At 57.9% G+C, this 15,083-nt stretch carries 9 protein-coding genes; 4 read left to right on the forward strand and 5 right to left on the reverse strand.

The annotated features are described in order from the left end of the window. The first annotated feature begins 496 nt into the window (after positions 1-496). Positions 497-2,668, forward strand: a complete 2,172-nt coding sequence (locus HPT29_RS17965; RefSeq protein WP_173948566.1) for a putative bifunctional diguanylate cyclase/phosphodiesterase — start codon at positions 497-499, stop codon at positions 2,666-2,668. Positions 2,669-2,718: 50 nt separating this feature from the next. After that, entirely contained in the window at positions 2,719-5,142 is a 2,424-nt protein-coding gene (locus HPT29_RS17970) for an ATP-binding protein (protein WP_173948567.1), read from the forward strand. Positions 5,143-5,388: 246 nt separating this feature from the next. On the opposite strand, the gene HPT29_RS17975 is transcribed toward HPT29_RS17970, so the two are convergent. Continuing rightward, on the reverse strand, positions 5,389-6,147 hold the full coding sequence (locus HPT29_RS17975; protein ID WP_173948568.1) for a LuxR C-terminal-related transcriptional regulator: 759 nt from the start codon (positions 6,145-6,147) through the stop codon (positions 5,389-5,391). A 258-nt stretch (positions 6,148-6,405) separates the two neighbouring features. Here HPT29_RS17975 and HPT29_RS28855 point away from each other — a divergent pair, with 258 nt between their 5' ends. Both HPT29_RS28855 and HPT29_RS28860 read left to right on the forward strand, forming a co-directional pair. Further along, on the forward strand, positions 6,406-6,504 hold the full coding sequence (locus HPT29_RS28855; RefSeq protein ID WP_432807305.1) for a hypothetical protein: 99 nt from the start codon (positions 6,406-6,408) through the stop codon (positions 6,502-6,504). A 268-nt stretch (positions 6,505-6,772) separates the two neighbouring features. Then, positions 6,773-7,081 (forward strand): transposase, encoded by a 309-nt coding sequence (locus HPT29_RS28860; RefSeq protein WP_432807306.1) that lies wholly within the window; start codon positions 6,773-6,775, stop codon positions 7,079-7,081. A gap of 516 nt (positions 7,082-7,597) precedes the next feature. Here the strand turns inward: HPT29_RS28860 and HPT29_RS17980 are convergent. From HPT29_RS17980 to HPT29_RS17995, 4 genes are all read right to left on the reverse strand, one after another. Beyond that, on the reverse strand, positions 7,598-8,335 hold the full coding sequence (locus HPT29_RS17980; protein ID WP_173948571.1) for a LuxR C-terminal-related transcriptional regulator: 738 nt from the start codon (positions 8,333-8,335) through the stop codon (positions 7,598-7,600). Between the two features lie 1,364 nt (positions 8,336-9,699). After that, the gene (locus HPT29_RS17985) at positions 9,700-10,335 is read right to left on the reverse strand and encodes a transposase (protein ID WP_349774726.1); all 636 of its coding nucleotides are present in this window, start codon (positions 10,333-10,335) and stop codon (positions 9,700-9,702) included. Between the two features lie 646 nt (positions 10,336-10,981). Beyond that, on the reverse strand, positions 10,982-11,350 hold the full coding sequence (locus HPT29_RS17990) for a hypothetical protein (RefSeq protein ID WP_173948572.1): 369 nt from the start codon (positions 11,348-11,350) through the stop codon (positions 10,982-10,984). 465 nt (positions 11,351-11,815) lie between these two features. After that, complete coding sequence (locus tag HPT29_RS17995; protein ID WP_173948573.1) at positions 11,816-14,815, reverse strand: family 16 glycosylhydrolase; 3,000 nt, start codon at positions 14,813-14,815, stop codon at positions 11,816-11,818. Between the last annotated feature and the right edge of the window lie 268 nt (positions 14,816-15,083).

Consider the following 15,083-nt stretch of genomic DNA (forward strand, 5'->3'; position numbering starts at 1 on the left):
TCAGGACGCCGTGGTTGCGACAGGCCTCCTTTCCTATGGATAATGGTCTATTAACGACCACCTGTGTAGTCGCCTATGCCGTTTCGTAAGCAACTTGGTTAATGGTCGGAGCCTTATCCGCACAAGTGACATCGATCAAGGAACGTACCTCAGCGCGGCGTTGCCGTTGTCATGCTACGGCAAAAAGGCCGGATTAACCAATACCTGAAGAAACAGGCATCCGCAGACGCATGATCAAACGTTATTGTGGTATAAATACCTTATTCAGTTTGAGATCAGCGTAGTCAAGCCAGCAAAATGACGTCGACTTACAGCCTTGTCTCACTGCTGGACCAGAGTGTCGATCTCTGCAGAGACCTTCGAACCACGCTAGCACGAGTACAAAACCCATGGCCGATCGAATAACCATCATCAAACTGATCATCACGTAAGCCTATAGCGAAGAGAACTCAGCGACTGATCCATCTCATTGGCCAGGGATGCCGGGGGGCAACACATGGCGCGCATTCTGATCGTTGACGACAGAAGCACGAACCGCAACATCTTCTCTCGATTGGCGCAGGCCATTGAGGAAGGTGCGGAGGTTCATGCCTCCGCGTCACCCCATGAGGCGCTTGATTGGCTGGATGAAAACTGCCCCGACCTGATCATCACCGATTTCCGAATGCCCGGTATGGACGGCGCAGAGTTCACCAGGCGTGCCAGGAACAGCGTCAACGGCGCCGATGTTCCCATCATCGTCATCACGGCCTACGACGACAGAGCCTTCCGGCTCCAGGCTCTTGAAGCAGGCGCTACCGATTTTCTCCGCTCGCCCGTCGATCATTACGAATTCACGACCCGGGCCCGCAACCTTCTCAAGCTTCAGAGACAGCAGCAGTTCATCAAGAGCCGCGCCCTGGCCCTTGAGCAGCAACTCCTCATCAGCGAGCGCTCTCAGGAAGAACTGGTCCGGAGCAGTCGCGAGGCACTGACCCAGGTCATCGACAGCGTTCCGGCGATGATCAGCGCAACCGACGAGGACAACCGCATCCTCTTCGTCAACGCCTACTTTGCCGAGTTCGCCAACATGTCTCCCGAGTCCCTCCTCGGAAGACCCCTGCCCGCAGTCCTTCAGAGCGACAATGCGGACCATGGCGAACGCGTCCATAAGGCCGTTCTCGGAAAGCAGCGGGCGTCAACCAGCTTTGAGGAGCGCATCTCCGACAGCAACGGGTCGGAGCGCGCCTTCCTGACGACCAAGACGTCCCTGCGCGAGCTCACAGGCGGCGTGACGGGCGTTCTCACCACCTCGATCGACATCACCGAGAGAAAGCAAGCCGAGAACACTCTCCGGCATATCGGCCTGCATGACACGCTGACCGATCTCCCAAACCGCAGGATGCTCTACGAGAGGGTTCAGCAGGAAATTGATGCCGGTGAAGGGCAGTTTGCCCTGTTCCTGATCGATCTCGACCGTTTCAAGTCCGTCAATGACGCCCTCGGCCATGCGGGCGGCGACCGAATCCTTCAGCAGGTGACGGGTCGCCTCATCGGTTGCGTGCCGAGCACCCATCTCGTGGCCAGGATGTCCGGCGACGAGTTCGTTGTTCTGCAAACCAGTGTCGCCGCAGCCCAGGATTCGGAGGCACTGGCGCGCCATATCATCGACAGCCTGTCGACCCCGTTTCTCCTGGACGGGAACGAGCTCAGGCTCGGCTGCACCATCGGGATCGCCATGTCTCCGGGCGACGGACGAGACGTCGAGAAACTCCTCCGATACGCCGATCTGGCGATGTATCAGGCCAAGGCCGAGGGGAGAAACACGGTCCGCTTCTACTCCCAGGAGATGGAAAGCATCTCACTGAACACCATCAGTCTGGAAGCGGACCTTCTGAAAGCGATCTCGCAGGAGCAGTTCGTTCTGCACTACCAGCCTCAGGTCGATCTGGCGACAGGAGCGATCGTCGGGGCGGAAGCCCTTCTGCGCTGGGTCAGACCCGAGTTCGGCATCACGTCGCCCCACGTCTTCATCGACATCGCCGAGGAGACGGGCCTCATCAATGAGATCGGGGCTTGGGTTCTTGGAGAAGCCTGCGCTCAGGCGGCTCTCTGGCACGCCCACGGGCATGCGCCTCTGCAGATCGCCGTGAATCTGTCGCCGGTGCAGTTCCTGCGCCAGGACATCGTGCAGCTCGTCGCCGAGACCCTGCAGGCGACCGGTCTGAGGCCGGAATGCCTCGAGCTCGAACTCACCGAGGGCAGTCTTCTCAGGGATGTCGAGAGAACCCAGTTGATCCTGCACGAACTCAAGAAGCTGGGCGTGAAGATTGCGATCGACGATTTCGGCGTCGGCTATTCCTCGCTCAGCTATCTGAAGAATTTCGAGGTCGACACGTTGAAAATCGACCGTTCGTTCGTGTCCAGCCTCTCGGATGGAACCCGCGACGAAGCTATCGTCAGGGCGATCATCTCAATGGCCGAGAGCCTCGAGTTGAAGGTCGTTGCAGAGGGCGTCGAAACGCAGTCCCAGCTTGCCTGCCTGCTCAATCATCCCTGCGATGAGGCGCAAGGCTATCTGTTCAGCCGGCCGGTGCCTTCGGATGCCTTCGACGAACTGCTCAAGGAACGGCCACGGTACCGGCTCCCGCGACAGGATCTCCCTCTCAGGAAGGCGCGCACTCGGTGATCGCCAACCTCCTGGCCCGTTTCAGAAGCAGTCCTGATCGAGAACATGAGATGAGCCTCAATCGGCTCATCTTCTTGAGCCTGATTGCCGCTTATACCTTCTGGATCAACCCGTCCGTGCCGCGGGAGGCGCTGATCGCTGCCACCGTGTTTGCGTTCGTCTCCGCCGGGATCGTCATCCATATCCTGATCCGGCCGCTCCAATCGACCGCTCGGCGCATCGTGGCCATCGTCAGCGACCTCGCCACCCTGTCGTTCCAGCTGCGCTATGTCGGGGAGACGTCGTCGGTCCTGTTTCTACTGTACCTTTGGATCACCTTCGGGAACGGATTCCGCTTCGGGGTCCGCTTCCTGTATATCGCCATGGTGGTCTCGGCGGTCTGCTTCACCGCGGTCATCTACACCACGCCGCGGTGGCACGACGACATGTACCTGTCGGCGACCCTGCTGCTCAGCCTCATCGTGCTTCCGCTCTATGCAAGCACGCTGATCCGCAAGCTCTCCAACGCGAAGGCCCAGGCGGAGGCCGCCTATCGGGCAAAGACGCTCTTCCTCGCAAGCGTCAGCCATGAGCTGCGAACGCCCCTCAATGCGATCATCGGCCTGTCCAGCCTGATGGCCGGGACGAACCTCGATTCCGAGCAACGCGGGATCATCCGCACGATCGGCTCGGCCGGGGATACCCTGCTCCGGCAGATCAACAGCATCCTGAACCTGTCCCGGATCGAGTCGGGCCAGATGCCCATGGAGAAGGCCGATTTCGATCTCCTGGAAGTCCTCTCGACCGCGCGGGCCATGATGCTCGCGCAGGCGCATCAGAAGGGCCTTCGCCTGACCATCCACCTGGCGCCCGGAACGCCGACATACATTCATGGCTCACGGCACCACCTTGAGGAGATCCTCCTCAATCTTCTCGGCAATGCGGTCAAATTCACCGACAGCGGGTCCGTCACGCTCGACGCGCGGCCGTTCGATAAGGACGACGGGCATTTCATTCGCTTCGCCGTGTCCGACACCGGCATCGGCATTGCTCCGCATGCGCTCGGCAGGATCTTCGAGAGCTTCACCCAGGCGGACGAGACCATCATCAACCGCTATGGTGGAACCGGCCTGGGCCTTTCGATCTGCAGGCAGCTGATTACCGCCATGGGAGGCACGATCGGCGTCGACAGCCAGGAGGGCCATGGCAGCTCCTTCTGGTTCACCCTTCCGGTCGGCACGCCCGAGGAGAGGAACCCGGAAGAACAACGGCTGGATGGGTTCCGGCGCCTGCTGATCTGCTCGAATGCGGATCTGGCCCGCAGCATCGCGCCGCGCCTCGGCAAACCAGATCAGATCCCTGTCGTTCGAACGCTGGCGGATGCCAGGGAGTACGCGAAGCAGCACAGTGGCGGGGAATGGCTGGTCTTCTACTACAGCGACCTGCCCGACGATCTCCTCGCCGATGACATCGAGCGGGCGAACCTGGCGGCGCATCCGGTGCTGATACGCCCCCGTCGATCGGAGACGGCTTCGAACACGAGACTCGTCCGGGTATCCAGCAGCCTGCTTCCACTCGACTTCACGTCCGATGAAGCACGGGTCGCTTCCCTCGCCGCCGCGGCGCAGACGTCAATGGCTCAATCGATCTGGGGTGGTTCCAGCGACATCGATCTTCCGGTGGCGTCCAAGCGCCTCTCGATCCTCGTCGCGGACGACAACTCGACGAACCGCATGGTGATCACGAAGATCCTGGAACGCGGCGGGCATTCCACGCGCTGCGTCACGAACGGAGAGGATGCGCTCGACCTGCTCGCGACGGAGAGCTTCGACTTCGTCATCATGGATATCAACATGCCCATCATGACTGGCTTGGAGGCAACGAAGATCTTCCGGTTCACGGAGCCGTCGGGTGTCCGCATGCCCATCGTCGCCCTGACGGCCGATGCGACACCGGAGATCGTCGCCCGGACTCTCGAGGCGGGCATGGACGCGTGCCTGACGAAGCCGGTTCAGCCGGCGACCCTTCTCAAGATGATCGACGAGAGGGCCGGCTCTCGGACGGATAGTGGGCAATCGGCCATCGAGGAAATTCCCGTTCCGTCGCCAACAGGCCAGAACCGCTTGGTCGACGAACCTGTTCTTGCAGAACTGGAGCAGCTCGGCGGTCGGGATTTCGTTCTCAGCCTCGTGGAGGAATTCTTCCTGGATGCCGATCATCTCGTCGCCGAGTTGCGGTCGGCGGCAGCCACAGGAGACTCCCACCGGTTTCGCCTTGAAGCTCACGGGTTGCAAAGCGCGTCAGCCAATGTCGGAGCGAGAACGGTACATGAGATCTGTGTTGGCTGGCGAAAGATCACGAGCGCCGACCTTGTGCGCAGCGGGACAGAACAGGTTGACCACTTGGCGCTTGAGCTTGAGCGCACTCACGCCGAGCTAAAGCAATTTCTGAGCGTTAGACCTTTTCCAACGAAGACAACCGGTCTCATTCACTAGCGTTCTGCCCGCTCAATCCGGTCCTGTGAAGCAGTCGATTATTCTGCTGTTTGATTGGACCGCGGTGCGTAGCTCATGCTGCTATGATCATTGCTATCTTGGCAGCTGGAAAAGTCTCCACGTTGTTCAAGCCAGATCTGCGAGGCCACAGACCTGTTCCGTCTCTTCCAACATCTGGGAGATGGTGTCTTGCACCCCATGTACTTGCCATTCCTGTGTCAGTGCGCCGGAATGGAAGCAGCTGAGTCAGGTTTCCATCAGGTAAGGTGTCATGTTGGTAGACCCTTGCTCCTGCACGTCGCTGAGTCTTCCTCGTGGTCGGTTCGGATAAGGGCGCGCGCCGGCGACAGCTGCCGCGGCCCGGTTGTTGACTCCAAAGTACCGGAAGATCGCCGCCATGTGAATTTTGACGGTGCCCTCCCCCAGCTTGAGGGCTAGCGCTATTTCCTTGTTCGACTTTCCCTGCACAAGAAGATCGAGGACGTCTCGTTGACGCGCAGTCAGAAGATTCTCTTGGGATGTTGGAGCTGAGGACTTGTGGGCATGATGTGGCTGATCCTTCGGCTCTGAAGGGTTCGTATCTTGCGGGGACGAAAGATTAGCCAGGCATGGCGGCACATAGATCCCACCCTCGAAGACGATGTGCAGCGCTTTTACAAGGTCCGCAACTGGCAAGCTCTTTAGGAAATACCCATGAACGCCCGCCTCAAGCGCCAAAAGGATATCTTGGCGCGCATTCGACATGGTGATCACGGCGACGCGGGTATTTGGAAAGCACTCACGCACAGCGCGCAAATTGGTTGGCGTCCGCATCGCCGGCATCGAGAGGTCAAACAGGGCCGTCTCAATCAGCCTGTTCTCGGTGAGACGCTCCAATGCTTCATCGAGCGACGAAGCTTCGATAACTTCGGAAAAGTTAAAGTGACGGGTCAGGATCGCCGCTACAGCAACTCTGAAATATGCGTCGTTGTCGGCGATAAGCCCCACACGCCCGCCCGTACTCATGGAAAGATGCCCCTTAAATATGTCTTCTGAGCTTACGATAAGGCCGTACGATTAATTTCTTGTATGCAACATAATCCAAATTGTCGCATAAGCTCCGAGGGAGCTGAGCTATCAGAACTTTATATCCAGATCCGTTCTGACGGCCTGTGAACCTGCATAAGAAGACGGTTGTTGCCTTTGTCGGGCTCACCGAGGCAGAGGTGCGCGGGGCGGAGGCACGAATTGAGCGATGCTCAATGGGAACTCATGGCCGATCTGATGCCCAGTTCTGGTCCAAGGGGCGGCGGGCGCTGGCGGGATCACCGGCAGGTGGTCAACGGGCTGATGTGGAAGCTGTGTACCGGCGCAGTGGCGTGATCTGCCTGAGCGGTACGATCCTTGGCAATCAGTCTACGAGCGCCTGACGCGCTGCCGCCGGGAGGAGTTGTGCGACCGGATCCTGGATCGGCCTCCGGCTCAAGCTGGATGCCGAGGGACGGATCGACCTGGATCTATGCTGCATCGGCAGAGCTTCGGTGCGGGCCAGCCGCTCGGCGGCCGGTGCCCGTAGAAAGGGGATCCGCAGGAGCCGGATGACCATGCGCTCGGCTTCTTGCGCGGCGGCTCCGGCACCAAAATTGAGCTGGTGAGCGATGGCGCCGGCCTGTCGCTGGCCTTTACGTTCACACCCGGGCAACGGCACGAGGTGCCGGTGTTCGAGCAGCCCCTGAGAGCCGTCCGCCTGCCCAACCCGAGAGGCCGTCCGACCACGCTCCCCAAGCACTTGGCGGGTGACAGGGCCTACAGCTACCGGCCTGTGTACCGTTATCTGCGGCGGCGCCATATTCGACCCGTGATACCGCCCGGCGCCGGCGGCAACATTGGGGGCTGCGCGCGAGCCTTCAATCCAGACCTTTACAGCAGACGCAATGTGATCGAACGCTGTGTCGGATAGCCGAGAAGTTGCCGCTCCATTGCCACCTGGCCCGAGACGCTCGCCGCCAACTTCGTTGCGATGGTGAAGCTTGCTTTCCTGCGCCAGTCCGTGCGCATAATTAGGCTGTCAGACAGGGTCAGATGTGAAGGGCAAAAACATATTGTTATGAAATAAAATTTAAATCCTTTTTGCCCGCGGCCCTTGTCCAAGGGGGCCTAGAAGCGAGCTTATTTTGCCCTTGTAAACGGCACTGCCGGGCCTGAGTCGGAAAGTGGGATGCTTCTAAGACGGGACAAGCTTGGCGGTGGTATCTTTGCTTGAGCCCAAACGCGTAGTGGTTATGCGGGGTCGTTTGCTGTTGGCGATAAGTTTCGTGATCCCCCATGATTTCCAGATAGATTAACCCGAATTCATCTTGCTTCAGCAGAATGTCACTCAGATCAGCTGAGCAATCCATGAATCCAAATTCGCAGCCGTTGCGCAGTACAACCGTGTCCAGTTATTGCTCAACGTTATGTCACTGAAAGCTCGTTTCTATTCAGAATCCAACGGTTCCTCCGATAGGCCCACTGGAAGAACGCCTCGCGGACGGTTGGGATAGGGACGCGCTCCTGCCACGGCAGCGGCAGCTCGGTTGTTCACACCGAAGTAGCGGAAGATTGCCGCCACATGTATTTTGACAGTCCCCTCCCCCAGTTTGAGGGCCAAGGCTATCTCCTTGTTTGACTTTCCTTGCACAAGAAGGTCCAAAACGTCCCGCTGACGTGCCGTGAGGCTGTTTGCTACTGTGCTTGGGTGCACGGTGCTTTCTAGTCTCACGGGCATCTGGGGCTGCGGTGGGGTGTCCGCGGCTGCCGTAGAAATGTCAGCCAGACACGGAGGCACATAGACCCCGCCGTCTAAGATTACCGTGAGAGCCTTTACAAACTCTGAAACAGGTAGGTTCTTGGGCACATAGCCGTGCACACCCGCTTCTAATGCAGAGAGAATGTCTTTCCGCTCGTTCGTGGTGGAGATCACGATGACACGTGTGGCCGGAAAGCACTCCCTCAAGGCCCGCAGGTTTGTCAGAGTGCGCATCCCTCCCATCGAGAGGTCAAACAATGCGCTTTCGACTTGCTTGTTCTCGCTCAAATACTCCAAGGCCTCATCGAGAGACGATGCCTCTGCTACCTCTGTGAAGTTGAAATAACGCGTCAGGATTGCCGCTGCCGCGATCCTAAAATAAGAGTCATTGTCGGCAACGAGGCCTAAGCGGCGGTCAGCGCTCATTGGAACCCACCATAAGTTATACTTGCCACCTACCTAGCACCCATCTCGGTTATTTTTTCGTATTCTCGCCCAAGTTTTGCCTGCTTCACGCGAGTCGGGAACCTAAAACCAAGGAGCGCATTGGCACCCGCCCCCGATTTCATCGACGCAGTGCGCTGCTTCCTCTAAGTGGTTCATCCGGTAAGCCATGCCGCCCTCAGTGGCAGGGTGACTCCGGGCGGATGACGTGGCGGACGGCGGCGTCGACCCCAGACGAAGAGATGGTTATGCGCATTCCATTAGACCGTGGCGAGGCGAAACGCCTCGAGGATCACGACCCAGCTCCCGACCCGCTAGCCCCAGCGAGCGCAGAATTTTCCGCCAGGGCTCGATCAGGTTGCGCTAAGCGGCGTCCTTGGGCTGGAACACTATCTCCTGACGCGGGTGCGCGAGCACAAACAGCAACACGTCCGTGGCGCGACGCGAACTCAGATTATCCATGATGTCGTAAACCCATTCGCTCGTGCGCGAGGATCAGGTCCAAACGTGGTCGAGGAGGTCAACCCAACACGCGCCGCTCTGTCCTGGATACGGATGCGTGAAGGCTTCGCCGGTGGCCGGACGATAAGCGTCAACGACATAGCCCTTGGCGCGCCGACCGTCGTCAATCTCCTGTCTCCCGTGCTCGGCTGGTCGCGTCCGGTTCTGCACCAGGGCACAGCCGGCACAGCTCTTGGCGCTCACCGGCCCGATCTGGTCGAGGCAGATCACACAACTGCCCACAGGTGGTGAGGTATAGAGCGTTTCGATCGCCCCCATTTTGCCACGAAGGTCGGATCGCCCCACTCCCCGAACCAGGTCTCGTGCCTGCGGCAGCGCAAACCCTCTTCGCGTTCGTCGATGCGACTGCGCTGCATCGCGGTGCCGTTCTGCTCGTGCAGGTAAGTGGCCACTCGATCCAAGGTTCAGGCGGCAAAAGGCAGGACGAGAGTCTCTGGCTTCGTGAGCGGCCTAGCGACCACGGTGGTCGTCTTCTCGGGCGTCTAGGTTGGCCGGCGGCCCGAGCGGTATCAATGCTTGAGCGCTTCCAGTCCTTCCGAATTGAACCGGCGGTTGCGCTTGTGAACGGCCCCGCCATCCAGGTCGATCCAGGCGGCAGTCTGCCGGATGCACCGCTTAGCGGCCGTTTGAGATTAGCTAGGGGTATGCGATGCGTCGGACGATGAGGCTGCTCATGGCCGCTCGGATCACGCCTCCAAGACATCGCAGCACTCCTCATAGTCCCGCACCAACCGGCACCAACGCGTCATCCACCGAACGTTCGCTCCACCACTCACTGGCGTGCGAACCTCTTGAAAGCCGCTCGGGCGGGTCGGCGGCTCGGATTACATCTGCATTTGGGTACCTCCGGTCCACCGGTGCTGCGGGACCGACAGCTTCCATCCGAGCGCTCTGCGCCACCACTCGTTCAGCCCATGATACGCCGTGTCGGCCCACAGGCGCTCAATGACCGACAACGGATGATGCAAACCCAGCAACCGCAGTTCGACCGTTGCGCGAGCACGGACGTCGTCCGGCTGCCCATCGTTCTTCAGCAGAGTGCCTTGCGGATCAACCAGACGATGGCGCTTGCAGCCCTTGACCTTTTTAGCGCCATCGTACCCCCGTGGTCCGCCGATCTTGGTGATCTTGACTGATTGGCTGCAGATGATCGCCGCTGTCGGCTGTGGATAGCGGCGGATCCGACAGCGATAACTCTCCCGCAGCGCCCACGTCACCTGCTCCCAGGTGCAGTCCTCGCGCCACTGAGCGTAATGGCAGAACACGGCGTAACGAAGGAGATACCCATGCGCCAGCAGCCGCATCTGGGCTCCCGTGCGCAGCAGACAAAAAATTGCGTCGACGATGTGCCGTAACGGATAGGTCTGTCGCCGCCCGGCCGGATGGCTGTGAGGAACGGGAGGCTCGAGCAGCGCCCACTCGGCATCGGTGAGATCGGTGGCGTAGGAACAGACATTTATGGCGGGGCTCCCAGACCATCAAATAGCCCTCCTCCGCCTCAGCGGCCCAGCACCAAACTTTTTCTGAATCAATGACTTACATTAAGCGATAAAATCACGCGCCGGCATCTCTGCGGTGATCACTCATCGAAGTAACATTATTTTAGTCCTTTCGGACGCCGCAGATAACGCTGAATGTCGGGTACCTCACTTCACGCAAATGCCACAATAAAGCGACCACAGAATATACATATTTGGCAGCCACCTATCCGGAAGAGCGCATTCAAAATTATCGGTGCTCGTTGCAAAACCATCAGACTCGAACGGAAGCTGAGAGAATACGGTCACCTATGCAGGACACAATACGCAGCCTTGATCATAGAGTTGAACATGTGGCACGCGAGTTTTATCGTTCCGTTGAGCCCCAAGACGCATGGGACCACGAGCCTGACGAACTCAGGAACTACTTTCGTCGATGTGCGCTGAAAGCGATTGAGTTCCAAGCCTATCACGCCCGTGTCGAGCAGCAATCGCAAGCATACGGATCCGACCACTAGTCGATAGAAACCACACGTCGAATTTTTCTACAAAACAGTTTTGGCCTTGGAGATCATTTGCGAACTTGATGCTGTAACTCCTGGGCACTGAATATACCGACCAAGTCGGTTTAGATCCTTGGAGAAAGGCGAGAGACTTCAAGCGAGACCTGGAAAACCAGCCGAGCCTGATACATGTCTATCATGTCAGAGGTGATGCCTTCGCGGCGCGCAAGAAAGTCCATGAGATACGTATCCTTTGTGATAACATCGAGAATGGCCAACATATACAACGGTGACTGAGGAGCGTCTCGTCGAGTTCCCAGCCAACGGTCACCCAGGCGCAGAAAGCACTGAAGGCTTTTCTCATCGGACATGATGGACTCTAGGATCCTAGCAACCGCAGCTTTTATTTGATCCATTTCCGCATCAGAGGCAGAAGTATAATCAAGCTGCGCCATCATGTGACGGGAGCTGCGAAGGCTGGATGGGTCTTGCATGTATATCAACTCCGGCGGGTGCATCACTTAGATTGCGGAAGACGGTTTTCTTGGATCCCTTAGGCTCGCTGATTATCGACTTTCCAGTTCAACGTAGTCTCACGATTGATGGCATGCAGCCTTGATTCATGTAGCCGAGTATAGAATTGCCATGGACAGTTCAGCATTCCGTGGAGTTTGACTGACGACCAATCGCCAACGCCTCGCAAAGTTACCGTGAGTGGAAGGCCACAAGAGCTCGGAACCTCATCCTCGGCTCGATCCACAGCCTGCCTTCGACCCAGACCGCCCGACATCTATGCGGTGAGAATAAGACATCAGCAGTCGACCATCCGCGTTCACGCAATCAGCTCCTGACCGAACCAAGGCATGACCGCACTCAGCATTCCGTATTTGAGCACGCACGAGCCTTACCCCTCTGACATGGACGCCGAGACTATTCTGCCGTCTTATTCTTCGAACGCTTTAGAAGAAACGGAAATCATCAGCGCCCAGCATAGCCATTTTCGTGTTGAGGAGCACCAACGATTGAGCTGGGCCCTTGATGAAGACATCATCAACCCGGCCGTCCTTGTCTGCATCGATCACGCTGCTGGCCTTGCGCACTGCCTTGAAGTCCGCGAACAACCCTTTAGACACCATGATGATGTCCTGATCTCCTGACCTGGCATCCTGGAAGTCAAGCACCAGGTCATGGCCGGAAGACTTGTGGAACTTGTAGAAATCCCGGCCGGAGCCGCCCTTCAGCACGTCGTTGCCGCCCCGGCCGTCGAAGGTCTGCGAACCAGACGAACCGATCATGATGTTGTCCAGTGCGTTTCCGGTTCCGACCACTCCCTTTGCCATAAGAGTGAGGTTCTCGACATTGCTGGATAGCGTGTAGCTCATCCACGTGTACACGGTATCGATGCCGCCCCCAGCATGCTCAGACACCTTGCTTTGCGGTGTCTTCACATAGTAGAGATCATCACCAGCTCCCCCAGCCATGACCGTCTTCACGTCGTTCTTACCCCATAAGGCGTCATCATTTGAGGTGCCTGATAAGGCCGAACCTGAGGCGTAGAGGCTCTTGGTCGGCGCAGCACCGAACGGAAGTGCTTTACCCTTCGAATTGAGTACGTGAGCATTTATTGCCGGAGTAGGTTTCGTCTGAAGCGGCTGAAGTGGCGCTTCGTTCAAACCCTGGATTGTGATCGCAATGCTCGTGTGGGCGCTACCATCGATCGACTGAACCTCGAAGGTGTCGATCAGTTGCTGGCCGTTGTTGAGAGACTGAATCGAACTCAAGGCGTTGTCGGCGGAGTACGACCAGCTACCGTCGGCGGTGATCACGAACGTTCCAAGTGCCGACGTCAGAGTACCTGACTGTACACCGGCTTCGCCCGGATCCAAATCAGACACCGTGAGCTTACCCGAGGCCTTCAACACCGCGGCAGAGTCTTCGATGATCGTGCGACTGAAATCCCCCGTGATCGTTGCAACCCGGTTTGGGACAGGTTGCGTGATGTTAGTGGTCTGGGTTGAGGTGACAGGCTGCGTGGCAGTCAATGTCGGACCATTGGCGAGCGATACCGGGTTAAAGAATGCGAATTGCTCCGCCGAAAGCTTGTCGATGGTGATGTTGGCGAACTTGAGCGCTTGATCGGCATCAAGCCGCAGGAACACATCCGCGCCGACCTGGGTAAGGAAGGGCTTAACGTCCTCGAAGTGGCGGAAGTGGAAGCCGTCGAGATACACCTTGTCACGGTTCCCCGGCACATTGCTGAAATCGAGAATGGTGTCATTGCCATCGCCATTCTGGATCTTGAACACGTCGGTGCCGGCACCGCCCTTCAGCACGTCATTGCCACCGTTCCCGTCATACTCCTGATACTGCCCGACCCCACCCTCAATCCAGTTATCAAGAGCATTGCCGCTCGCAATGCGGCTCCAATCGCTTCCCAGTTTCATCTTCTGCTGCGTCGCCGACATGGTATTTGAGTAGCTCCACACGACGGGAGCGCCGGTACCATCCACTGTGCCGAAGGTCAGTTGAGAAAGCGGCACCCAAGTCGCAGGAGCCTCTGTGACCACGGAGTGATCCACGGGCAGCTGATAGGCGCGGATATAGTCGATCTTCATCTCAGCAGGGAATATGCTGTCCGCTCCTGGGCTGCCGGCCCAGCCGCCGACGGCAAGGTTGGCAATCATGTACATGGGTTGATGCAGGTCCGCGGGAGTTGCGGATTCGAACACCTTTACCCCATCAAAGTACCAGGTAATCTTTTCTGCGGTCCACTTCACGCCATAGCTATGATAGCCGCTCGATGTGTCCGCCACGCCGGAGCCAAGGCCGACAGACTTGTGCGATCCAGTCTCCTTCGTGTGAACGGTCGTGTAGAGCATAGTCGGATCGTTTCCGAGCACTTCCATGATGTCGAGCTCGGGAGGCCAATCACCATTGATCGGCAGCATCCAGAATGCGGGCCACAGACCTTGACCGGCAGGCAGCTCGGCGCGCATCTCGAAGTAGCCGTACTGCATGGAGAACGATTGTTCGGAGGTGATCACTCCTGACGTGTACGGCAGATTGCTGATTTGGGCCTGAACCTCGGGGGACGCCCTCTGGGCCGTGATCGTAAGCGCGCCGTCCGCGACCGAGAACGGGTTCAGACCAAGGCTCTTGTATGTCGGATCGACGTAAAACTGCTGCTCTTTATTACCACCGAGAGTTCTGTCTCCCCAATAGTAAGTCGTCTTCCAAGTTCCGGATGAACCATTGAGCAGCGATAGGTTGGTGTTGAACTCGTCTGAGAACAACAGCCGCATTCCGCTGGTGTCGATGGAAAGTGCGAAGTTATCGCTGGTGAACTGAGAGACGGTCTGATTGCGGAAAATCAGAATCTCACCATTTCCCAGAGCCAACTTCACGTCCGCTCCCATCTGCGTCATCGCGTTCCTGACGGATGCCAGAGTGGAGAAACCGTAATTTGTCAGGCGGACGACGTCGCCGCCTGTGCCGCCCTGGAAGTCAACGATCACATCGCTTCCATTGCCCTTGGAAATGCTGAAGGTATCGGAGCCGCCGCCGCCAATCAGCACATCATTACCGGCACCTCCGTCGAGCGTCTGCCGTCCGGCATCTCCGGAGATAATGTTATCGAGGTCGTTGCCGTAGCCGTAGCGTAAATCTGCATTGACAACGAGGTGTTCAATCTCCTTCGGCAGGCTATAGCTCATCCAAGTCACAATGGTGTCATCACCACCGCTCGCCTGCTCTATGATCTTGTTAGTGCCTGATGTGATGTAGTAAGTGTCATTTCCTGCGCCGCCGGCGAGGGTTACGCCAACTTTGGTCTCGTCCCAGAGAGCGTCGTTGCTGCTAGTTCCATTCAGGACTTGCTGATTTGCGGATGCATAAAAAGACTTAATGATCTTGGAGTTTGTCCCGATCACCGCACCAAAAGCGTTGAAATACTGCGCCACTATCAGCCCCTGACTTCAATCAAGAGCAGGCATTCCAGTTACCTCCGCGCGCCTCAAATGGCGCTGGTGGCTCGACCGCCTTACTGCGGTTCTCCGCTGGATTGCGTCTTTTGCTGCCCCCGCCAGCACCTCAGTAATTGGGCGCCGATGTGCTCCTTTTTGGGGCAATCCAGCTGCATCCACAATTCGCCCAGATAGCCTAGACTGTTAGAGCTATACCGGCAGAATCAGACCTTCGAAGCTGGTAGGATCCGGCTTTCGGAAGACT

Source organism: Microvirga terrae (genome assembly GCF_013307435.2).
GTDB classification, from domain to species: domain Bacteria; phylum Pseudomonadota; class Alphaproteobacteria; order Rhizobiales; family Beijerinckiaceae; genus Microvirga; species Microvirga terrae.

Excerpts from the sequence above, each read along its gene's own strand:
- HPT29_RS17965 (WP_173948566.1), top strand. The coding sequence starts at position 497 with ATGGCGCGCATTCTGATCGTTGACGACAGAAGCACGAACCGCAACATC.
- HPT29_RS17970 (WP_173948567.1), top strand. The coding sequence starts at position 2,719 with ATGAGCCTCAATCGGCTCATCTTCTTGAGCCTGATTGCCGCTTATACC.
- HPT29_RS17975 (WP_173948568.1), bottom strand. The coding sequence starts at position 6,147 with ATGAGTACGGGCGGGCGTGTGGGGCTTATCGCCGACAACGACGCATAT.
- HPT29_RS28855 (WP_432807305.1), top strand. The coding sequence starts at position 6,406 with ATGCCCAGTTCTGGTCCAAGGGGCGGCGGGCGCTGGCGGGATCACCGG.
- HPT29_RS17980 (WP_173948571.1), bottom strand. The coding sequence starts at position 8,335 with ATGAGCGCTGACCGCCGCTTAGGCCTCGTTGCCGACAATGACTCTTAT.
- HPT29_RS17990 (WP_173948572.1), bottom strand. The coding sequence starts at position 11,350 with ATGCAAGACCCATCCAGCCTTCGCAGCTCCCGTCACATGATGGCGCAG.